At 48.9% G+C, this 19,310-nt stretch carries 21 protein-coding genes; 6 read left to right on the forward strand and 15 right to left on the reverse strand.

Features of this window, described 5'->3' with window-relative positions:
* Window positions 1–15: 15 nt before the first annotated feature.
* Both BTA51_RS05780 and BTA51_RS05785 read right to left on the reverse strand, forming a co-directional pair.
* On the reverse strand, window positions 16–720 hold the full coding sequence (locus BTA51_RS05780) for a glutathione S-transferase family protein (RefSeq protein WP_094706462.1): 705 nt from the start codon (window positions 718–720) through the stop codon (window positions 16–18).
* A 99-nt stretch (window positions 721–819) separates the two neighbouring features.
* A complete protein-coding gene (locus BTA51_RS05785; protein ID WP_094706463.1) occupies window positions 820–1,257 on the reverse strand; it encodes a GFA family protein in 438 nt (145 codons plus the stop codon).
* Window positions 1,258–1,488: 231 nt separating this feature from the next.
* Here BTA51_RS05785 and BTA51_RS05790 point away from each other — a divergent pair, with 231 nt between their 5' ends.
* Window positions 1,489–1,785 (forward strand): hypothetical protein, encoded by a 297-nt coding sequence (locus tag BTA51_RS05790; RefSeq protein WP_094706464.1) that lies wholly within the window; start codon window positions 1,489–1,491, stop codon window positions 1,783–1,785.
* A gap of 63 nt (window positions 1,786–1,848) precedes the next feature.
* On the opposite strand, the gene BTA51_RS05795 is transcribed toward BTA51_RS05790, so the two are convergent.
* Window positions 1,849–4,179: a methyl-accepting chemotaxis protein gene (locus tag BTA51_RS05795; RefSeq protein WP_094706465.1), complete on the reverse strand. Its 2,331-nt coding sequence runs from the start codon at window positions 4,177–4,179 to the stop codon at window positions 1,849–1,851.
* A 491-nt stretch (window positions 4,180–4,670) separates the two neighbouring features.
* On the opposite strand from BTA51_RS05795, the gene BTA51_RS05800 reads away from it, so the two are divergent.
* Window positions 4,671–6,053, forward strand: coding sequence for a KamA family radical SAM protein (locus BTA51_RS05800; protein ID WP_094706466.1), 1,383 nt, complete (start codon window positions 4,671–4,673; stop codon window positions 6,051–6,053).
* A gap of 92 nt (window positions 6,054–6,145) precedes the next feature.
* On the opposite strand, the gene pspC is transcribed toward BTA51_RS05800, so the two are convergent.
* From pspC to pspA, 3 genes are read right to left on the reverse strand one after another with little or no spacing between them, the layout of a single operon-like run.
* Window positions 6,146–6,535 carry an envelope stress response membrane protein PspC gene (gene pspC, locus BTA51_RS05805; RefSeq protein WP_094706467.1) on the reverse strand — a complete coding sequence of 130 codons (390 nt, stop codon included), beginning with the start codon at window positions 6,533–6,535 and terminating at the stop codon, window positions 6,146–6,148.
* Window positions 6,536–6,537: 2 nt separating this feature from the next.
* Window positions 6,538–6,816: an envelope stress response membrane protein PspB gene (pspB, locus tag BTA51_RS05810; RefSeq protein WP_094706468.1), complete on the reverse strand. Its 279-nt coding sequence runs from the start codon at window positions 6,814–6,816 to the stop codon at window positions 6,538–6,540.
* Window positions 6,816–7,493: a phage shock protein PspA gene (pspA, locus tag BTA51_RS05815; protein WP_094706469.1), complete on the reverse strand. Its 678-nt coding sequence runs from the start codon at window positions 7,491–7,493 to the stop codon at window positions 6,816–6,818. The genes pspB and pspA overlap by 1 nt, the downstream gene beginning before the upstream one ends.
* A gap of 212 nt (window positions 7,494–7,705) precedes the next feature.
* Here pspA and pspF point away from each other — a divergent pair, with 212 nt between their 5' ends.
* On the forward strand, window positions 7,706–8,725 hold the full coding sequence (gene pspF, locus BTA51_RS05820) for a phage shock protein operon transcriptional activator (protein ID WP_094706470.1): 1,020 nt from the start codon (window positions 7,706–7,708) through the stop codon (window positions 8,723–8,725).
* A gap of 71 nt (window positions 8,726–8,796) precedes the next feature.
* Here the strand turns inward: pspF and BTA51_RS05825 are convergent, their stop codons facing one another.
* From BTA51_RS05825 to BTA51_RS05850, 6 genes are all read right to left on the reverse strand, one after another.
* On the reverse strand, window positions 8,797–9,918 hold the full coding sequence (locus tag BTA51_RS05825) for a GGDEF domain-containing protein (RefSeq protein ID WP_094706471.1): 1,122 nt from the start codon (window positions 9,916–9,918) through the stop codon (window positions 8,797–8,799).
* A 237-nt stretch (window positions 9,919–10,155) separates the two neighbouring features.
* A complete protein-coding gene (locus BTA51_RS05830) occupies window positions 10,156–10,350 on the reverse strand; it encodes a hypothetical protein (protein WP_094706472.1) in 195 nt (64 codons plus the stop codon).
* A 10-nt stretch (window positions 10,351–10,360) separates the two neighbouring features.
* Window positions 10,361–11,290 carry a hypothetical protein gene (locus BTA51_RS05835; protein ID WP_094706473.1) on the reverse strand — a complete coding sequence of 310 codons (930 nt, stop codon included), beginning with the start codon at window positions 11,288–11,290 and terminating at the stop codon, window positions 10,361–10,363.
* A 208-nt stretch (window positions 11,291–11,498) separates the two neighbouring features.
* The gene (locus BTA51_RS05840; RefSeq protein ID WP_094706474.1) at window positions 11,499–12,707 is read right to left on the reverse strand and encodes an RtcB family protein; all 1,209 of its coding nucleotides are present in this window, start codon (window positions 12,705–12,707) and stop codon (window positions 11,499–11,501) included.
* 461 nt (window positions 12,708–13,168) lie between these two features.
* Entirely contained in the window at window positions 13,169–13,789 is a 621-nt protein-coding gene (locus BTA51_RS05845; RefSeq protein ID WP_094706475.1) for a LysE family translocator, read from the reverse strand.
* 68 nt (window positions 13,790–13,857) lie between these two features.
* On the reverse strand, window positions 13,858–14,292 hold the full coding sequence (locus BTA51_RS05850; protein WP_246840934.1) for a DUF2000 domain-containing protein: 435 nt from the start codon (window positions 14,290–14,292) through the stop codon (window positions 13,858–13,860).
* A gap of 134 nt (window positions 14,293–14,426) precedes the next feature.
* Here BTA51_RS05850 and BTA51_RS05855 point away from each other — a divergent pair, with 134 nt between their 5' ends.
* Window positions 14,427–15,323 carry a LysR family transcriptional regulator gene (locus tag BTA51_RS05855; protein ID WP_094706476.1) on the forward strand — a complete coding sequence of 299 codons (897 nt, stop codon included), beginning with the start codon at window positions 14,427–14,429 and terminating at the stop codon, window positions 15,321–15,323.
* An 8-nt stretch (window positions 15,324–15,331) separates the two neighbouring features.
* Here the strand turns inward: BTA51_RS05855 and BTA51_RS05860 are convergent, their stop codons facing one another.
* On the reverse strand, window positions 15,332–16,315 hold the full coding sequence (locus BTA51_RS05860; RefSeq protein WP_094706477.1) for an alpha/beta fold hydrolase: 984 nt from the start codon (window positions 16,313–16,315) through the stop codon (window positions 15,332–15,334).
* Between the two features lie 297 nt (window positions 16,316–16,612).
* Here BTA51_RS05860 and BTA51_RS05870 point away from each other — a divergent pair, with 297 nt between their 5' ends.
* Window positions 16,613–16,900 (forward strand): hypothetical protein, encoded by a 288-nt coding sequence (locus BTA51_RS05870; RefSeq protein WP_141215549.1) that lies wholly within the window; start codon window positions 16,613–16,615, stop codon window positions 16,898–16,900.
* A gap of 68 nt (window positions 16,901–16,968) precedes the next feature.
* Here BTA51_RS05870 and BTA51_RS05875 read toward each other — a convergent pair whose 3' ends face one another.
* Both BTA51_RS05875 and BTA51_RS05880 read right to left on the reverse strand, forming a co-directional pair.
* On the reverse strand, window positions 16,969–17,667 hold the full coding sequence (locus tag BTA51_RS05875) for a PspA/IM30 family protein (RefSeq protein ID WP_094706480.1): 699 nt from the start codon (window positions 17,665–17,667) through the stop codon (window positions 16,969–16,971).
* A 35-nt stretch (window positions 17,668–17,702) separates the two neighbouring features.
* Complete coding sequence (locus tag BTA51_RS05880; RefSeq protein WP_094706481.1) at window positions 17,703–17,975, reverse strand: YiaA/YiaB family inner membrane protein; 273 nt, start codon at window positions 17,973–17,975, stop codon at window positions 17,703–17,705.
* A 264-nt stretch (window positions 17,976–18,239) separates the two neighbouring features.
* Between BTA51_RS05880 and BTA51_RS05885 the strand changes: the two genes are divergently transcribed.
* Window positions 18,240–19,292 (forward strand): efflux RND transporter periplasmic adaptor subunit, encoded by a 1,053-nt coding sequence (locus BTA51_RS05885; protein WP_094706735.1) that lies wholly within the window; start codon window positions 18,240–18,242, stop codon window positions 19,290–19,292.
* Window positions 19,293–19,310: the final 18 nt, after the last annotated feature.

Below are 19,310 nucleotides of genomic sequence, written 5' to 3' on the forward strand. Positions count from 1 at the left end.
TATAAAACCGATGCGCTATTCCGGAAAGAATTCTTCCTGCATGCGACGGCAGTACGCCACCAGGTTCTCATGTTGTCTGGCCATCTCGCATACATCACTATCAAACTCCGTCAGAATCGTCTGCGCCAGGAATCCATAGCCTGTGGCGTCCAATGAGCAGGGTTTATCTCCCATCATGTAGGCTTTGTCAGCCAGAAACACCGACAGGTATCGCAATGTCTTTTCGGCGATCTTCAAAATTTCATCTCGATTATGACGACCTATCCCCTGAGATTTGGAGGCTTTAACAACCCCACTTCTGGCAACCAGAGGTACCAGAGCTCTGAGCGGAAATGGCAGCCCTCCAAAAAACACCCGGCTGATTTGTTCCCAGCCTGCCGGGTCGACCCATCGCATCCAAACCAGGCACCAATAGAAGTGTTCCTCTAACGCCTTACTTACCAGGAACGCCAAGGCTTTCTGTTCTTCGGTCAGCCAATCATCCAGAGTGATCTGATAATGATCAGTGAGGTACTCGATGATAAAACTGGAATCGGCAATCCGTTTTCCATCAATATCAGCAAAGGGCAACTTCCCTTTTGGGGCTTTCTGCAAATTCCCAATCCGGTTTACAACCTGGTATTCAAGCTTTGCAAGACGCAGGTATGTATGGGTTTTAAGTACAAAAGGACTGGGATCCAGCGTCCCCATACCTTTACCAAAACCATAAAGTGTAATCATTTTCAGTCCTGATGTTATGTGTGGTTTTCTAACCCTGTGTGCATTTCCCTGGCGCTATGCGTATCTTTCCAAGTCCGGAGATAGCCGGAACTCGTCAGACTACTTGATCCGCTGACTTTGCCGATCACCTTCATACTGGGGCAAGTCATCATCAATACGACTCCAGTTCGCCTTGCTGCCGACAAAGATATGCACGTCCGGACGACAGGGAATATCGCTGTCGAGAGTTCCGAGGGCAAATTCCACGACCTTCCCGCTGTCATTTGATGATGCAAATGTCAGACTGGAACCACACTGACGACAAAAACGCCGCACAGTCCCATTATGAGCCTTATATGATTGCAACAAATGTTCGCCTGCCACCCAACGAAAATGCTCTGCATCAGCCTCTCCATAGGTCGTAAACCCGGCGCCATGAAATTTCCGGCACATAGAACAGTGACAATGCCCCATCTTGGGACCGATTTGATCCACTTCATAACGGATTTCACCACAGAGGCAGCTTCCACGATACGGCGGGGTCGTTGGTTCAGACACGGTAAAACTCCTGGTTATCGGTATTAGTCCCGGGGGGATGTTCAATCAGCACACATAATCAGCCAGCTGGGAGAAAACATCAATATTTGGACTTAAACCACCATCTGATAGGAAATTTTGATCATTCCAGTCCGTCGCACAATGTTTAGAATGAAAAGACAATGACTAGAAGGAAAAGAAAGCGAATCGGCAAACAGATTCACTGTGCGGAATCAACCCAGGAGGCATATCATGCTATCCGAACATCAGCCGCTCAAAGGGGAAGTTGTTGCTTTTCTTGGTCCCGTCAACCTATCGGGATTCGAGGATAACAATAACAACGAAATCGATTACCTGACAGACCTGGCCCGGGAAGCCGGGGCGATAGTTCAGTCCTGGATCGATCATAGTGTAACGATCCTTGTGGCCAGCGAACTGGTACCTTCCAACCAGCTTTCAGGGATACCGGCAAGTACCAGAGTCGTGAGCGATTCCAGGTTTATGGAAGTCTACCTGACCGAAGTACTGACCGGTGAAGAATGGGAATAAGGTTAAGAATAGGAATAATGAGAGGGAGCGAATCCCCCTCTCATCTCAGGTTGGTCAGAACTGTCAGGCTTTAAACTGGGCTACATAGTCACTCAGACCCACAGCAAGCCTCTCAACATCCTGTCCTGCGCCGGAAGTCCTTTCCGCTGCCTGTGCTGAAGTTCCCGCCAGATCACTGACCGACACGATACTGGAGGAAATATCTTCCGATACCGCCAATTGCTCTGTTGCGGCCGCGGCAATCTGATTATTCATGTCCGAAATACTTTGAAGGTGGTGGGTGATTTCTTCCAGTGAGCGTCCCATGCTGCTGGCATCTTCCACATTGTCATTCGCCTGTTCCACGCTGGTCTTGATTGAAGACACCGCATGGTTAACACCACTTTGCAGCTGCTCTATTGTGGAGCGAATCTCTTCAGTGGAATCATGGGTACGTTTTGCCAGCGTCCGAACTTCATCGGCCACCACGGCAAAACCACGCCCCTGTTCTCCAGCTCGGGCAGCCTCTATTGCCGCATTCAAAGCCAGCAAGTTGGTCTGTTCAGCAATATCACTGATGACTTTTAACACCGAGCCGATCGCATCACTGTCCGTTGCCACCTTACTCAACACTTGTTCCATATTTTCAATGTTGTTCGCCAGGGAGTTGATCTTATCAATGCTCCTGCTAACGATGCGGCTTCCCTCAGCCCCCGCCTCATTGGCTTGGGTAGTAGCTTCAGAAGCCTGTTCCGCATTTTTGGCGACATCCTGCGCTGTGGCCGTCATTTCTGTAGCTGCCGCCGCCACCTGTTGGCTCTGGCCTTGCTGCTGTTGGGTGGTCTCCAACACCTGATGGGTCACTTCTGCCATGGTCGAAGACGCCTGTTTAAGCTGCTCGCTAGTCTGACCAAGATGCTGGATGGTCTGCTGGAATTTCTCCAATAATCCATTGATTGCCCTTGCGCTCATAGCAATCTCATCTTTACCGGATGCGGGTACCCGTTCGGTTAAATCAGAGGTTTCATTGATGCGGGTAAGCGTATTGGTAAACGCAATAATAGGCTGAGTCAGGGAACGGGCGATGAACCAGCCCACGACACCGGCAAAGGCCACGGCGATGAGAACACAAACCACAGCCAGGGATAGTATCTGGCCACGGAGTTCCACTGAAGGCAGAAAGGCTTCATCTTCATCAATTTCACTCATGATAGCCCACTGCAAACCGGGAATTGAAAGAGGTGCGTAGGCGGAAAGCACTTGTACCCCCCGATAGTCCGGGAAGTGATCGAATCCGCTTTTCCCTCCGATAGCGGCCTCGGTTCCCCGGGATTTCACCGGTTGAAGACCGATACTCGTATTTTTGGCTTTGATGGACTCCAAAACGTCGCCTGCCATCGCCGGCAGCGAAGCCAGTAAAGCAAAATAACCTTCCTGATCTTCCATTAAAAAACGGCTCATACTGCGCATGTTAAAATCCGTTCCAACCAGATAAGTCTCTCCAGAGTCTCCCAAACCGGACTCCTTCCAGTGACCATCATAAGTCATGATGGCGTTGATTCGGTCTATGGGCATCTGGAATATCAAGATCCCGATCTTTTTCCCATTTTCAAATATCGGGGAAGCGATAAACGCCGCCGGGTCTTCATAGGAAGGGAAGTAGGGTTCAAAATCCGTCAACGCAACACTTTCACTGCGCCCCTCCTCATTGGCCATACGGAAGGCCTTACCTATTCCACTGTTCGCATAAGGGCCGCTCTTCAACGATGTCGTAAAATCCAACTCTTTAAATACGGTGTAGACAATGTCACCGCTATCCGGATCCACCAGGAAGATATCGTAATACTCAAACTTCACCAGAAAATCACGGATATGAGGGTGGTACTGACGATGCAATTGCGCATAGGTGCTGCTATCATCCGGTGCATCCAATAAATCCTTGCTTCCCAAGGGGTTTGGGTTGGCCCGAATAAACTGGTATTGCAGCGCCACGGAATCATCATCCAGCTGATCCAAAATACGACCGGCATCCACAGATTTGCCATTGTTGCGGCGGCCGTACTCCTGTTGGAAATCCCCAGTGTAATACTGCCTGAGCTGCTCCTTCATGGAGCTGATACCCGGAAGTCCCTGAGTTGATTTATAGCTGGTGAAGGCCTCTTTGAAACGGGACATGGCGTCAATGATCATTCGATCATTGGAAAGCGTTAAAACTTGTTTACGGATGGTGTCAAAATAACTTTCGATCTGCTGCTTTTTGATATCCCGAATTGAAATAAGCTGATCTCTGGCTTGTTGTTCAATAGTCTGTCGACCGCTCTGATATGATTCATAACCCAAAGTCGCGCTGACCATGATTACCGGAACAATAGCCAGCGTAATGCAGACAAGAATCAGCTTGTTTTTTAGAGTCATCGTGGCTTTCCTCTTACGAAATATGCCACCACTCCATTAGGTGCTAAAAACTACAAGATTCCTTCCGTTCATCCCCTTTCGGTATACCAGAGATCCTCGCCCCATATTGCACGTACACCGCGCTCCCAAAGACACAATGCAGGGCAGACTGTAGAAAGAATAATTCCTGATTCTCATTAAAAAGGTTAGAAGCCGAATGACCAAAAAACAAGCAGTTGCTTTGTAACACAAGGTATCTAAGTCACTCAATTTAACTCCGTTACTTAGACATCTAACTTTTTATCATGTAGTATCCGCCTCCCCGCCCCTTCGTTGGAAGGCGGCGTTATAAAAGACAATTCCCAGCTTCAGGCTTCGAGTCGCCAGACGGCGAAGCTGCTTTCGAATACGTTAAACGCTATCAACAAAAAGATATCAGGTAGCGATAACCCAGAGAATTCAATCCTTATCTCTATGCGGCCCTGAAGAAAATATTATTAGTGAGGTAACAGATGCCCAGTCAGAGCGTTGTCGCTATAGCCAAGGAAAACCTGATCCCCAGCGCCAGCAGAGAAGACTTTAATGCTTTGGAGTCCCAACCCAACTTTGGTGAACAGCGATTTAAAGTTTACACAGCAAAACAATTAGACCAGATTCCACAACTGAATTTACTGACGGAACAACAACGCTTCGACATGAAAGTAGTCGCCAATGTGCTACCTTTCCGGGTGAACGAATACGTCATCAACGAATTGATTGATTGGAGCAACATTCCCGAAGACCCCATTTATCAACTGACTTTTCCCCAGAGAGAAATGCTGGCACCGGAACTGTTTGACCGGGTAGCCAAGGCGATGAATGAGGAAGATAAAGACACCCTCAACCAGGTTATTCGCGAGGTTCGCGGTGCATTAAACCCACATCCTGCGGGACAGATGGAGCACAACATCCCCACACTGGATAACGAAATTGTTCAGGGCGTACAGCATAAATACCGGGAAACCGTTTTGTTTTTCCCAAGCTCCGGGCAGGTTTGCCACAGCTATTGCACATTCTGCTTCCGCTGGGCGCAGTTTGTGGGAGACAAAGATCTGAAGATTGCAGCCCGGGAATCCGGCCAGTTGCAAAGCTATCTCCGCGCTCATCCGGAAGTTACCGATGTACTGGTTACCGGCGGCGATCCTCTGGTGATGAAGACAAAAAACCTGCGAGCCTACCTGGAACCGCTTCTGTCTCCGGAGTTCGACCACATTCGTACAATCCGTATCGGTTCCAAGGCCCTCACATTCTGGCCCCAACGCTTTGTTACAGATAACGACGCCGATGACCTGCTGCGCCTGTTTGAGGAGGTCCAGGCTGCTGGCAAACACCTCGCTCTGATGGCCCACTACAACCATTGGCGTGAGCTGGAACCGGCCATCGCCCGCGAAGCGATCAAGCGCGTCCGCAGCACTGGAGCACAGATTCGGGCACAGGGTCCGTTGCTGGCTCATATCAATGATGATGCCGGAGTCTGGGCTCGTCTCTGGCAGACTCAGGTGGAATTGGGAATCATCCCTTACTACATGTTTGTAGAGAGAGATACCGGTGCCCGCCACTACTTCGAAGTTCCGCTGATCAAGGCCTGGAAAATTTACCAGGAGGCTATGCAACAGGTTTCCGGCATTGCGCGTACCGCGCGCGGCCCTTCCATGAGTTCACACCCGGGGAAAATAGAGATTCAGGGTGTTACGGAAATCAATGGCGAAAAGGTTATCGCATTAAGAATGATCCAGGGCCGCAACCCCGACTGGGTGCAGAAACCGTTTTTCGCCAGCTATGATGAATCCGCCACTTGGCTGAACCACTTAAAACCGGCGTTTGGTAAGGATAAATTCTTTTTCGAAGAGTCCTGAGCAGGACAGTCTGAGAGATTACCCGGCTGGATAACCATTACAGGGTAGCTTCGGCCACCCTGTAATGATCCGGTGAATAGAACTGCAGCTCCTTACAATCCCTTGAACTGCTCATTCACCTTGAATCTATTTGAGGTCACATAGCGCTCGATAGCCTGCACCTTGCGATCCACTTCTTTTAACCGCTCAGCTATCTGACGGGCTCTTATAGAAGCAGTTTCACCATAGTTGAAAAGTGGACGACTGGAATGCGGCTGCTCCAATCCTCGCGGCCTTTTTTCCAGCAGGAAGACACCCGCGATATAAATCAATAACCCCAGACTCCCACTGAAGATAAATATCGTCAGCATCAGAATCCGCGCCAGCCAGACCGGCTGACCATACGCCTCAGCCACTCCGGCGCAGACGCCGGCGATCCACCCCTTGGCCGGGTCCCGGTAAAGACCCCGGTTATACCCGTTTTCTTTGGTTGCTCTACTCATGACTAGTGCTCCCTGGGTCTTTGGTCATCTTGCTGGTTATCCTGCTGGTTATCAAAGGTACGCCAGCCATCGTGTTCCGCATCCAAAATGGTCTCCAGTGTGACCACCCGCTTTTCCAATCGCTCAGCGATACGCAATGCATTATTCAGCAGCTCCTGCTCATCATTGGACAGACCTTTTCTGGCTTTCGCCTGAGTCCAGTAGTGCAAAAGAAGCCACAATGGCGCAACGACCGACAGAAAGATTACCGCCGGGACAAAAAAGAAAGCCGTCAGGGACATTATTTTTCACTCCTGTTTTCAGCGGCCATGCTTTCCTTCAGCTTGGCCAGCGCTTCGTTGACCTTATCGTCACGCTCCAATTCAGCGAACTCGTCCATTAAATTCCTGGAGCGCCCCAGGTCTTCTGACTCAACCTGAGCCTCCATGTCGTCCATTTTGCGCTCATAGGTTTCAAATTTGTTGAACGCTTCTTCCAGCTTACTCCGATTACTGCTACGACGGATATCCATTCGTGAACGCACAGTCCGCTCACGTGCGACCAGAGATTTCTGCTTCGACTTGGCATCGTCCAACTTTTGCTGCAATTGCGCGATTTCTTCATCCAGAATCACCAATTGCTCTTCGATGCTTGTAATTTCCTGGCGGGCTATCTGCAGATTTTCCTCAATCAGGTCTTTTTCTGCGAGGGCAGCACGGGCCAGATCCTCCCTCTCTTTACTCAACGCCAGGCGCGCCTTGCCTTCCCACTTTTCAGCCTCCTGCTGAAGAAACTGTACTCGACGCTCAAGCTCTTTACGGTCTGCGATCACCCTCGCAGAGGTTGTTCGTACTTCGATCAGGGTCTCTTCCATTTCCTGAATCATCATCCGAATCATTTTGGCGGGATCTTCTGCCCGGTCCAGCAATGCTGTGATATTAGCGTTAATAATGTCGCCAAAACGAGAAAAAATACCCATGGACAGTCTCCTTACGTTGCTCGTGATTTAGTGATATCTAAGAATATTCGGCACAGTCGTTACCCCGTATGAGCGATTCCCATGCCAACTCCCGCGATCGCCTGTCATCAGTGTCCTTTGATCATTCAACAGTTCTTCCAACTAACAAATATAATTGTCATTATGGCTAATATATGGTTATTTAAACGATTATTTAGCTATTATTGACACATATGGAAACACATCGTCAGCCTTTAATAGGCAGTTCGGAAATCCTCCATCTTGTCCTGGAACAGGTGTCTCAGGTTGCTCCATTAAACCGCCCCGTTCTAGTTATTGGTGAGCGGGGCACTGGTAAGGAGCTGATAGCTGAGCGCTTGCATTTTCTGTCCCGCCGGTGGGAACAGCCCTACCTGCAGGTGAATTGTGCGGCCATGAATGAAAACCTCCTGGAGTCTGAACTATTCGGACATGAGGCAGGAGCCTATACAGGTGCGGTCAAAAACCGGGCCGGGCTGTTTGAGCGAGCGGACGGCGGCACACTGTTTCTCGATGAGCTGGCGACAGCCTCGCTTCCCATTCAGGAGAAGCTGCTCCGTATCATCGAATACGGCCGCTTCGAAAGACTTGGGGGCAACAAAACCCTGCAAGTAGATGTCCGGGTGATTGCCGCGACCAATGAAGACCTTCCCAGTCTGGCGAGAGACAACAGATTCAGAAGCGATCTTCTGGATAGGCTGGCGTTTGATGTCATCAATATTCCTCCACTTCGATATCGTATGGAGGACATCCCCGAACTGGCCGATCATTTTGCACAGAAAATGTGTCGGGAACTTGGACACAACTGGTTTGCAGGATTCACAGCCCACGCTCAGAAAGAATTGATGGACTATCATTGGCCCGGCAACGTCCGGGAACTTAAGAATGTGGTGGAGCGTAGTGTCTATCGTAATCCCGAACCGGAGGAGCCCATCGGGCAAATCATTCTGGATCCATTTATCACACCCTGGAGAGATACTGACACTAGGCTTCCAGCGAGCCCTGTAGTGAAAGCAGAAGAGTCATCGATACCAGAAACACTCGATCTACGCGGCAAGATTGCAGAATTTGAACGTCGACTTATTTCCGAAACACTGCAAAAGAACCAGTTCAATCAGCGTCGTACGGCGAAAGCACTTGGCTTAACCTACCATCAGCTCCGCGCCGCCTTCAGGAAGTATCCAGATATATTGAAAGGGGAGAACAATGAGTAGAAAGGGGAAACCGACTGAAAAGAAACGATAGACAGCCAAAATTGAAAGCTGCCAGGACGACATAGCGGCAGTCAATATCGCTCTACCTCGTAACCTCCCTTACCGTTTCTCTTCGCCCGATACATTGCATTATCCGCTGAAACATAGATCCGTTTCATATCCTGTCGTTGCGCTTCAAAGGCGATTCCGATGCTGGTAGAGAGCCGTATTATCTGTCCCTCAATATTCAAAGGGTTAGTGGCGATCTGGTGCAGCACCAAGCGTGCCAGTTGTTCAACTTTCCGAATCGTGATCACGGGGCAAAACACACAAAACTCATCGCCTCCCATACGACCGAAAATGGCTCGCTCGGGCAGCAAAGGTTGTACCAGCGTCACCATATGCCGGATAGCATCATCTCCAACAGAATGCCCCCACCGGTCATTGATTTTCTTAAAGTCATCAATATCAAACAGTATCAAAGCACATGAGTCTCCTGGACTCAGCGCTTCCATATTTACATTGACCAGATACTCAAACTCTCTTCGATTCAATATGCCCGTCAGATCATCGTGGCTTGCCAGATGAGCCAGTTTACGTTGCACACTGATGGTATCGGACACAAACAAATAAGCCGTGAAACCAAGTAGTACAGCGGTGTCCAGGAAAACTGAGGAAAACATTGATCTTTGCTGGGCTTCGTCAAGAACGATCAATGGCACACCGTCCCACTTTATCACTAGATGGAACAACCCCGTGGTGACAAGCAAGATAACATAGCGATGTAACTGCTGATGCGTTGGCCACAGCAAAAAGGCGATGGGAAAAACAATAAGCAGGTGCCATATAACACCGGATTCTGGGCCGAATAGATAAGTTGATGAAAAGCAGATATCAAACCAGAAAACCACGCATATCCATACTTTGGCAAACTTTTGCAGATGGTGGTAATTCCATAACAGCGTGCAAACGTATCCGAGACACACCAATCCCAGGTATTCAACATTAAAGCCAATATCAATAGGAAATTCGATGGTTTGAAACAGGCCGTTCAAGACAGTGAGCGGAATGGCCAGCAAAGCCAGGAGATTGGTTATACGGGTTGAGTGGGTCTCTGTTGCATTCAGATTATCTGTACCAATAAGCAGTATTTGCCTTAACAATGACTGCAGCCGGCCTCGGGAGAGAGAAATCGCCTGACCTATCATCAGCATCTGAATACCTACACGTTAATGCCGGCCACGATCCGCGTTCGCCCAACACAGCTATAAACAACGTCTATTGCTTCAATCCAGCTCAATAGTAAGAAAGAACATTTGCGTCTGGCTATGAACTAAACGTCCACCCAACGCCAAATACGACATTTAATCCCATTTCGGAGAGATAAAAAACTGGAGATTTGTAAAAGAAAGTAGAATAAAGCGAGGGGGAGATCGGCCTCCCATCAGCCACTATGGCAGATCGATTGACTTCAATATGAGAGGAAAGAGAAAAGAAGACCAGTCCCGGGACTGTGCCCGGGTCTGCTCCTTCAGTTGACGTTTATCCTTCGAGCGTTTTGCGCTGTTGGATTTCTGATGAACACCTCCCTTACGCATGATAGGACTGCATGCGTGCGGATTGCGTTTTTTAACCTGATTTGCCATGTCTATTCTCCTATAGATTTAATACAAACCACTTTTTGTACTTCAATTTTTTCCACATCCTGCGCACCTCTTTATGGGTGACAACAAACTGTGGACCCTGATCTGTTTCTTCGAAACAGAACTTCTTCGGCAACTCGGTATACAAAGACCTTGGGGGTCCCCGACGACCGATATGCTTCAGAGACTTACCGGTTTCATAGCTGTGATAAAAAATGGTTTTAAAACCCAGCTCATCACGAATGAAACTCACTGCAGCCGTCAGCATTGCTTCAGCCCATTGCTCCGTATGGCTTGTCAGCACCCTTTCGTAGTAGGTGCACATACGCCCGACATCCAATTCATCACTCCAAAGCTTAAAGGTATTCTTCTTGGCCTTTCGAGCTTCAGTGGCATCTTTAAATGCATCCCTGGCTTCCCGAATCCAGTCAGTCTGAATTTCCTCAATGAGCGCAACACCCTCGTTGAAGTCCAGGTCAATTCTGGCCCATGCCAACGTATTACGCTTCCCCCGGTGAACCGGGTGACTGTAGAACTCGAAATGGTCGAAGTCCTTACCGAACAAACAACGGTATTCATGGTCATGCTCATTACTGAAATTCATTTGCAGCACCAGATTCCATCCCGGAACTGACGTCTGATTCCAATGAAAATCCGTCAGACCTCCCCACTTGTCTACCGTCAGCACGTATGGTTTGGACACTTCAGGCCAGATGGCAGCAAATTCATTCGCCATCACCGGTCGGTTTCCAGCCTGGCTGACTAATGGCTTGCACACGGTTTTTTGTAGCAGTTTCGCAAAACGACAACGCTTTAATTCCCCTACCGTCCGGGGACCTCTTTCTTCCAGCTCTTTCTGTAGAAGGTAAGGCGCATAGCGGTCTTTAAAGTACCAGAATAAAGTCCGCTCCTTTGGCAAAGAGCCCATTACCTCCCTGATCATATTGAGTTCCATAGTGATATCTCAATCTCAGATTTTCTAAGTCAGTTTCATCTCGAATTTTTTTGCCTGACCGCTTAGGTAAGGCGTTGCGATACAAACGCATGGAATTTCTCCTGCAATTAACGTTAATTCCCACTAGGGCTTACGAATCCCATAAGCCCACGGGCATGACAACTTGCTCAAACAAACCATGTTGAACATTTTCATTTCATCCCTTTACGCACAGAACCTGTTTCAGCTCATGCACTACTTCCACCAAATCACTTTGATGCTCCATCACCTTATCTATATCTTTGTAAGCACCAGGAATTTCATCGAGAACTCCTTTATCCTTTCGACACTCAACTCCGTGAGTCTGAGCCTCCAGATCCTGGCGCGAGAATTTCTGCAATGCCGCAGACCGGCTCATTTTTCGTCCCGCTCCATGAGAGCATGAACAGAAGGATTCCGGATTTCCCTTTCCTCGAACAATGTAGGATTTTGCCCCCATGCTGCCCGGAATGATGCCAAGCTGCCCTTCCCTCGCACTGATAGCCCCCTTCCGTGTCACATAGACATCCGCGCCGAAATGATGCTCTTTCTGCACGTAGTTGTGGTGACAGTTGATGGCTTCGCAGGTCAACCGAAAATCCGGCAGAAACGGTTGAATAGCCCGCAATACCAGATTCAGCATTTCCTGCCGGTTTATCCGGGCATATTCCTGGGCCCAGTTAACCGCTTCCACGTAATCATGGAAGTGTTCGCTACCTTCCTGAAAATAGGACAAATCTTTATCTGGCAAATTCGCCTGATGCCGACTCATGTCCTTCCTGGCGCGCTCAATAAAGAAACGTCCAATAGCGTTACCAATCCCGCGACTACCGGAGTGCAACATGATCCACACATCCTTGCTTTGATCGATACACAGTTCGATAAAGTGGTTACCACCTCCCAGTGTGCCGAGCTGTCTTAACCAGGTTTCTCTGGGCCGACGCAACATCTTGCTCAGCTTGCTGTGTTTCTCCAGAAGCACGTCGATACCATGAGATAGCTCTTTACTGGCCGCATGCCGGGAAGATACCAACTTATGCGAAGCATTCCCCACCGGTACTGCTCGCTCTATAGCAAGACGCAACGGTTTCAGGTTATCAGGCAACTGGCTGCTTTTAAGTGACAGCCGCACTGCATTCATCCCACAACCGATATCCACTCCTACTGCGGCAGGAATAATGGCGTTACGGGTCGGGATGACAGATCCCACCGTAGCTCCAATACCGGCATGTACGTCCGGCATCGCGGCGATGTGTGAGTGAATAATCGGTAACTGAGACAGATTTTTCAGCTGCGTCAGCGCTCTAAAGTCCACATCTGCCGTATAGATTTTGACGGGATGTGCACCACCATCTCTGGATTTATTTAATTCAATGTAAACAGGCATACATTTTTCCTTGCCCTGGAATCAGTCTGACGCTTATTTCGGGCCGAGCGAGTCCCCGGCCGGTAGTCAGACCAATTTCAATGAGAAAACAAACCGCCTAACGCGGTATATGAGAGCCTGGTTCGAGGGTTATTAACGAAGACTGGAAATTCAGCCCTAAAACGAAAAAACCCTGGCAGATCACTCGGCCAGGGCTTCTTTGGGATTCCTGACTCGAAAGGCTCTTGTTTTGCCTTTCAAGTCGAGACACTTGAAAGGCGTTTAGTTGAAATCGTTAACTTGTTGAACTAAATACACTTTCAAATGCCTCCTTCATAACTGTTTGCAGGTGACGATTGTCACGATTGATCTAAATAATGGCCGCCTATGATATGGATCGTTATTCAGAAAGCAACCTTTTATTTAAACCAATCTCTTATAACGTGAGATGTTTTAATAATTGGTATCGATTATTTTCAATATCAGCGCTCCATTCCGGCAGCCACAATTCCACATCCGATCAGCATTCCTCCTGACAGTTTCTGCACACATAGCTGTCCACGAGGGCTACTCAGAAATACTCGGGCAGCCTTTGCCAGCATTGTATACATCACCAGAATAACAAACACGATCAGCAGGAATACCGGACCCAACATCAGTAATTGGGGAATAGCCGGTAATTCGGGATCAAGGAATTGAGGGAAAAATGCGATAAAGAAACTAATAATTTTGGGGTTCAGCATCGTCGTGGCAAATCCCTGCACAAAGCTTCCTGGAGTTGATGTTGCCAGGCGCTCAGAACCATTTTCATTCTCAGAGGAATTGACGCTGTTGGACGAGAGCAGCTGGCGAATGCCCAAATACACCAGGTAGGCAACTCCACACCATTTCACCAGAGTAAATGCCAGCGCCGACGAATATAACAAAGCACCGATGCCGGACAATGTCAGGATCAGCAACAGCGCATCAGCAACAACGACACCAAAACTCGACAATATCCCCGCAGAGACACCCCTTTGCAGAGTGTTCATAATGACAACCAGCATTGAAGGCCCAGGCATCAACGTAATCAGTATCGACGCTACAATAAAACCAAGCCACATGATTCTACCCTCTTATTTGTTTTGCCTTATCCCTTCTCTGATTCACCTTATCTTTTTATCTTATCTCTTTACCTCAGTAGCCCCAGATTGCCCGTATACCGGTTTACCAGTTTCTTGCTGCCGTATAGAGCAATTCCGAGATACTCAATTTCTTCGGGCAACGTTTCGCTCAAACGTTCCTGATACTCTTGATTGCTGCGCGTATTCAGGGTGTCACTGGTTAGATCCACCACCAGTAACTCTGGCTCGTGTTCACGGATTGCTGCACGAAGTTGATTAAGGAGTTCGCCGGTTCCTTTCAATACCGGCATCGCCATTTTGGTAATGCCTATATGGGGAAGCCCCGCACCATCTGTCATATCCGTCCCTATGAGTTCAGGCTTCAGTTTCCCCAATGTCAGGGAAAGCACCGCTGTGGCATTGGCCATCAGTCCAACAGGCAACGACTGATCCACTACGATGGCCCATTTATTATCAGAAGTATGTGATGTGATTTCCGGCATCGGATCCTCTGCTTATTCCCAAATATGGTTAAGGGTTATTTGATGCCATTACTCTATCGGTGAAACCAAAGATTGATAATATGGGTTAATTGAATTTTACTGTTCTATTAATTAGAACAGTAAAATGACTCCCTATGATTGATGAACTCAGGGCGATGGCAGTGTTCGCCAAAACGGCAGAATGTGGCTCATTTCGCATGGCAGCCAAGGAATTACACCTATCACCCTCCGTGGTAAGTCACCATATATCCCAACTCGAAAGACGACTTGGTGTGGCGTTGCTTTACCGGTCTACGCGTCGCTTGTCGCTCACCGACCACGGCACGCGACTCTTCGCGGCAGCAAGACAAATGCTGGCAGCTGCGGAAACTGGTTTAAATGAGATTAAGCAAACCCAGGAAGAGGCATCCGGAAAGCTTCGATTGACCCTACCCTCGATGCTGGCCAATCATCCCGTCACCCGACACATAGCTGCTTTTGCAAATCGCTATACTCGAGTATCTCTGGATATTAATTACAGCGATCATCCCCAGGACCTGATTCGAGACAGTATTGATCTGGCAATACGCATCGGACCGCTCAAAGACAGCTCTCTGAAATCACGAAAGTTGTTCGATATGCCTCGGGCATTGGTGGCTTCAACCAGTTTTCTACAGAGACAAAGCAAGCTGAAAAAGCCTGAGGATCTGACACATTGGGATTGGATTGGCCTCTCCACACGCTCGGGGAGAAAGGACTTGCAGCATCCCAAACGAGGAGTGCTCAGCATTGAAATCAAACCAAGAATCAGTGCGGACAGCATGGAAGCCGTTTATCAACTCTGCCTGGCCGGACTTGGACTATGCACTCCCCCCATGTTTATGGTGGAAAAGGATATACAGGAAGGACAGCTGGCCATGGTGTCTCCTCCCTGGCATCCGCCCTCTCTGGGGGTTTACGCCGTCTGGCCGCCAAATGCTTCATACAATCAACTTGCTATGCGGCTGGTAGCGTTTATGATCGATCAGATTGAGTCTTCTCAAGCTGGCTGACCACGAAATCATCCGCTGGAGGCTTTCGTACGGCCTGAAACATTGCTATGGCCAAAAGCGTTATGTGTAGAGGCCTTCATATGAGAAGTGATCTTGTGCGCCAGCCTGGGCAGCAATGACAACGGTAAATCATGTCCCCATCCCGGAATCATATCGAGGTTGGCATGAGGAATATTTTCCTTTAACCAATGCGCCGCCTTAGGTTTTACGAGAGGATCAACACTCCCGTGCAGAATCAGGGTCGGAGCGGTGATGGCTTTTGAATAGTCTTCAATACTCCCCGTCGCCATAATCGCGCGCATCTGACGCACAACACCCATGGGCCGATAACTGCGCTGATAGTCACGGGCAATCCGTTGTAATATTCGATCTTTGGGAGTGGCAAATCCGGGGCTTTTTACCGTATCCCAAAACGCCAATCCACGTTTTAGAGCTGATTCCTGATCATGCCCGCGAATGCCACCACCATTAATTCGCCATAGCGTGTTTAAATCCGGCGACGGTAACTTTGGATGATTGTTTGACGTCATTAGCAGAGACAGGCTGAGCACATCAATCTCGGCATGGTTCGCCAGCAATTGAGCAATCATTCCCCCCATGGAAATGCCAAGGACATGGGCCCGCTGAATATCAAGACTCTTCAACAATGCAGCCGTATCTTCGGCCATGTCATGTAACAGATAGGGAGCATCAATTTTCAGACCCAACTTGGTCCGCAGGTAGGCAATGGGTGCCGGAACCTTTTGATGAAACTCCAGTTCCTGAGACTTGCCGATATCACGATTATCAAAACGAATAATTCGAAAACCTTCTTCCAGAATGGGCTCCAGCAATTCTGGAGGCCATGCCGTCATCTGTGTCCCCAGCCCCATGATCATGACCAAAGGCTCACCTTTTGGATCCCCCAACGCTTCATAACAGAGCTGAATTCCGTTGGCGGTTATAAATTTTTCCTTAGGTCGATAGAAAGGGTGGGAATAAGGCGTGGACATCAGTGTTCGGCTCTCCTGAAAACCGGACAGACTTTAGCAAAGTTGGGCAGCCAAACAAAGCGCGGATCCTGCCTGTTCATCCTAAAGCCCCGAAGTTCAGGCCACAGACCAGCACATCAGCCCAAAGCCTCGAATTTTTGACTCCGGAAAAGCAGGATAATTCCCCTCATGAACATGAACAATATTTAACCAAGCTACCCGCAACTATTCGGCGTATGAAAAGTCATACGAGACGTAAGTTGTTCGTATAAAAAAGTACGGATAATGATTGTGCACATGCTTATGGAGGTCTACAAAATGAACGTCAAACAGTCCCTTGTTTTAACCGCTTCTTTGATTTTTGCTGCCGGTGCAGGAATGGCCAGTGCGGATAGTGGGGAATTCAGCGTTGCCAATCAGCGTAGTGAGTCACAAGTTTACCAATTACAAGGTGAAGCACTGGCTCAATACTACATTGAGCAGGGCGAAGCTACTGCTGCTGGGCAAACAATGAGTGAACCTATGATGACCCGTCAGGAACAATTCGCTAATGACGGCTTGACTGCTGCCCAACGGAAGCTGATGGAAATTGGTAATAATAACTGATCGCCAAGGTTCCCGTACCTAGAGACAAACGCGCCGTGAATGGCGCGTTTTAGTTTCGGACCGGTGAATTACCCTTCATTCACATTTCGGTTCTTTTTGATTCGCTCCAGCACCGCATCAGCAGCACTCCCTGAACCTATCCCGGCTTTCTCAAGCTTGGCATCCAGGGCGTCATCAGAAAATTCATTGCCCAGGATCTGCACCGCTTCCTGATAATCTTCAAACTCACTTTGGCGGGTACGAATCCGATCCAGTGATTCCTGCATATCCATGATTCTGGCTCCCAGAGAGTTAGCCTTACAGGTCAATGTGGAGGTTGCTCGCTGTGAGCTCTGTGTCGCCTGTACCAGACGTAACTCCCGACGGTAATGCTGTATATGGTTCGCAGCGGCATTGAGGGATTTGCGCAACTTGGCCTCATGTTCCTTCAGTGTCTGAAGCGCCTTTTTCTCGGTAGCAAGCGTTTTTTCCTGATCAAAAATCCATTCCGCCAACTCTTTCGCCAAGCTATCAAGGCCTTTATCGAGAGCCTCTCCGGCCTGGCCTTCACGCTCCTGGATTGACGACAGTCTTTGCTCATGGACCCGCTGCAGCCGGATTTTCTCCGCCATCACCTTCGCCAGGTCATGCTTGGCCAGAGCCATAGCATTTTCACAGTCATAGATTTCCTGCTCAAAAATCCGAATCGCGTTAGCGTCCACTACTTTCTCCGCCCCTTCGCGGGCTACACCCCGAAAGGCTGTAGTGATTTTCTGCATAACATACATATGAACCATCCTCCTGAACGACTTCTATCTCAATATCAGTCTGCATATTCACGCAGAATCTGATTGGTTTTGGCTTCACTGATCTTGTGCAACAAGCGTTGAGCCTCGTGTTCATCACGCATGGTTTTCGAGAGCGTGATGGTGGAACTCACCAGAAACATCGTGCTGATGCCAAAGTATCCTTTGACCAAAAGGTCTGCCGGCATAAAAAAAATACCAGCGCCGACAGCAATCAAAGCGATGGCAAAGGACGCTTTAACGTAAAAGAGCCACCCCTTGGAATTACTCTGAAGTTCATCAACTGACATCTTGCTTTCTCCTGTTGGGTTATGACCCGATCAATCACTCAGGCCTCTTCGTTGCAGCTAATGTCTCCAAAACCCATAGAATTTAAAACCGAATTGAGAAAGATCGCACTCAGCCCATCCAAGGGTATTATTTTTCGATACCTGGGAGCGTTAATTCGAAAAGTAAGGATGTGTTTATTTTGATCTTCAACAATGTTGACACTGTATATATTCACTGAATACAATGTTTACACCTATTACTTACTATCCTTCGGGGATTGGCTCATGAACGCGATAAAAGATCTGGACATTCACTGGAAGCTGATTGTGCTATGGCTATTGCTGTTTGCGCCGGTATTCATTGCCAATGCCCAGGAAGCTCCGGTTTATACCGAAACCGTCACTCTTGAAAAGGTTCAACGCTCTATCGATACCAGCGGCCTGCTGGTGAACCCATCCGAACAATCCCTGGCATTCAAAACACCCGGCATAGTGTCACGCATCTTTGTCCGTGAAGGTCAGTCAGTGAAGAAAGGGGATATCCTGGCGGAACTCGATAAGGAAGAAATTCAGGCACAACTGGAACAGGCACAGTCACTGTATACCAATGCGGAGAGAACTCTGCAGCGGGTTCAGAAACTTTACCAAAGCAAAGTGGTATCACTGGACCAATTGCAAAGTGCCGAAACCGGCCTTGATGTGGCCGATTCCAATCTCCGCATTGCCAAATTCAATTTCAAGCATGCCACCATAAAGGCTCCGGGTAACGGGCGCATATTGCGCAAGCTGATCGAACCCAATGAATTGGTCAATGCACAGGTGGGCGCTTTTATTTTCGCCAGTGATGAAGCCGGCTGGGTCATCCGCGTGGGGTTGAATGATCGCGACATCGTGCGGATCAAAGAAGGGGATCTTGCCCGAATCCGGGTCGACGCTTACCCGGACAAAGAGTTTGACGGCACCGTATACGAAACCGCTGCCAAAGCCACCAACAGCACCGGCACTTTCGAAGTGGAGATCCGCGTGGCCCCAACCGAAACCAGACTACTCTCTGGCATGGTAAGCCGCGTCACTCTGACTCCCTCAGAATTTGAAGAGTTGGTGTTGATTCCACTAAGCGCCATTATTTCCGCATCCGGGAATTCTGCTGAGGTGTTTACCCTGGATGCCCAGAATCGGGCTCACCTGACCCCTGTCACTCTGCGAGATTTTTCCCGTTCACATGTTGCCATCCTGACCGGCCTGGAGCCGGGAGACACAGTGGTAACCCGCGGGGCTACCGGAGTGGTTGAAGGGCGCAAGGTATTGCCTGTACGGGAAGTTGCCTCCCTGCAATGAACATGAGGAGCGTCATGT

Origin of the sequence: Hahella sp. CCB-MM4 (assembly GCF_002260525.1) — a bacterium.
Classification (GTDB): domain Bacteria; phylum Pseudomonadota; class Gammaproteobacteria; order Pseudomonadales; family Oleiphilaceae; genus Hahella.

What these genes read in the sequence shown, in the direction of transcription:
- BTA51_RS05850 (WP_246840934.1), bottom strand. Translation starts at nt 14,292, where the DNA reads ATGCCGGAAATCACATCACATACTTCTGATAATAAATGGGCCATCGTA.
- pspF (WP_094706470.1), top strand. Translation starts at nt 7,706, where the DNA reads ATGGAAACACATCGTCAGCCTTTAATAGGCAGTTCGGAAATCCTCCAT.
- BTA51_RS05875 (WP_094706480.1), bottom strand. Translation starts at nt 17,667, where the DNA reads ATGTATGTTATGCAGAAAATCACTACAGCCTTTCGGGGTGTAGCCCGC.
- BTA51_RS05780 (WP_094706462.1), bottom strand. Translation starts at nt 720, where the DNA reads ATGATTACACTTTATGGTTTTGGTAAAGGTATGGGGACGCTGGATCCC.
- BTA51_RS05835 (WP_094706473.1), bottom strand. Translation starts at nt 11,290, where the DNA reads ATGATCAGGGAGGTAATGGGCTCTTTGCCAAAGGAGCGGACTTTATTC.
- BTA51_RS05840 (WP_094706474.1), bottom strand. Translation starts at nt 12,707, where the DNA reads ATGCCTGTTTACATTGAATTAAATAAATCCAGAGATGGTGGTGCACAT.
- BTA51_RS05880 (WP_094706481.1), bottom strand. Translation starts at nt 17,975, where the DNA reads ATGTCAGTTGATGAACTTCAGAGTAATTCCAAGGGGTGGCTCTTTTAC.
- BTA51_RS05830 (WP_094706472.1), bottom strand. Translation starts at nt 10,350, where the DNA reads ATGGCAAATCAGGTTAAAAAACGCAATCCGCACGCATGCAGTCCTATC.
- BTA51_RS05790 (WP_094706464.1), top strand. Translation starts at nt 1,489, where the DNA reads ATGCTATCCGAACATCAGCCGCTCAAAGGGGAAGTTGTTGCTTTTCTT.
- BTA51_RS05860 (WP_094706477.1), bottom strand. Translation starts at nt 16,315, where the DNA reads ATGTCCACGCCTTATTCCCACCCTTTCTATCGACCTAAGGAAAAATTT.
- BTA51_RS05855 (WP_094706476.1), top strand. Translation starts at nt 14,427, where the DNA reads ATGATTGATGAACTCAGGGCGATGGCAGTGTTCGCCAAAACGGCAGAA.
- pspC (WP_094706467.1), bottom strand. Translation starts at nt 6,535, where the DNA reads ATGAGTAGAGCAACCAAAGAAAACGGGTATAACCGGGGTCTTTACCGG.
- BTA51_RS05795 (WP_094706465.1), bottom strand. Translation starts at nt 4,179, where the DNA reads ATGACTCTAAAAAACAAGCTGATTCTTGTCTGCATTACGCTGGCTATT.
- BTA51_RS05825 (WP_094706471.1), bottom strand. Translation starts at nt 9,918, where the DNA reads ATGCTGATGATAGGTCAGGCGATTTCTCTCTCCCGAGGCCGGCTGCAG.
- pspB (WP_094706468.1), bottom strand. Translation starts at nt 6,816, where the DNA reads ATGTCCCTGACGGCTTTCTTTTTTGTCCCGGCGGTAATCTTTCTGTCG.
- BTA51_RS05870 (WP_141215549.1), top strand. Translation starts at nt 16,613, where the DNA reads ATGAACGTCAAACAGTCCCTTGTTTTAACCGCTTCTTTGATTTTTGCT.
- pspA (WP_094706469.1), bottom strand. Translation starts at nt 7,493, where the DNA reads ATGGGTATTTTTTCTCGTTTTGGCGACATTATTAACGCTAATATCACA.
- BTA51_RS05845 (WP_094706475.1), bottom strand. Translation starts at nt 13,789, where the DNA reads ATGTGGCTTGGTTTTATTGTAGCGTCGATACTGATTACGTTGATGCCT.
- BTA51_RS05800 (WP_094706466.1), top strand. Translation starts at nt 4,671, where the DNA reads ATGCCCAGTCAGAGCGTTGTCGCTATAGCCAAGGAAAACCTGATCCCC.
- BTA51_RS05885 (WP_094706735.1), top strand. Translation starts at nt 18,240, where the DNA reads ATGAACGCGATAAAAGATCTGGACATTCACTGGAAGCTGATTGTGCTA.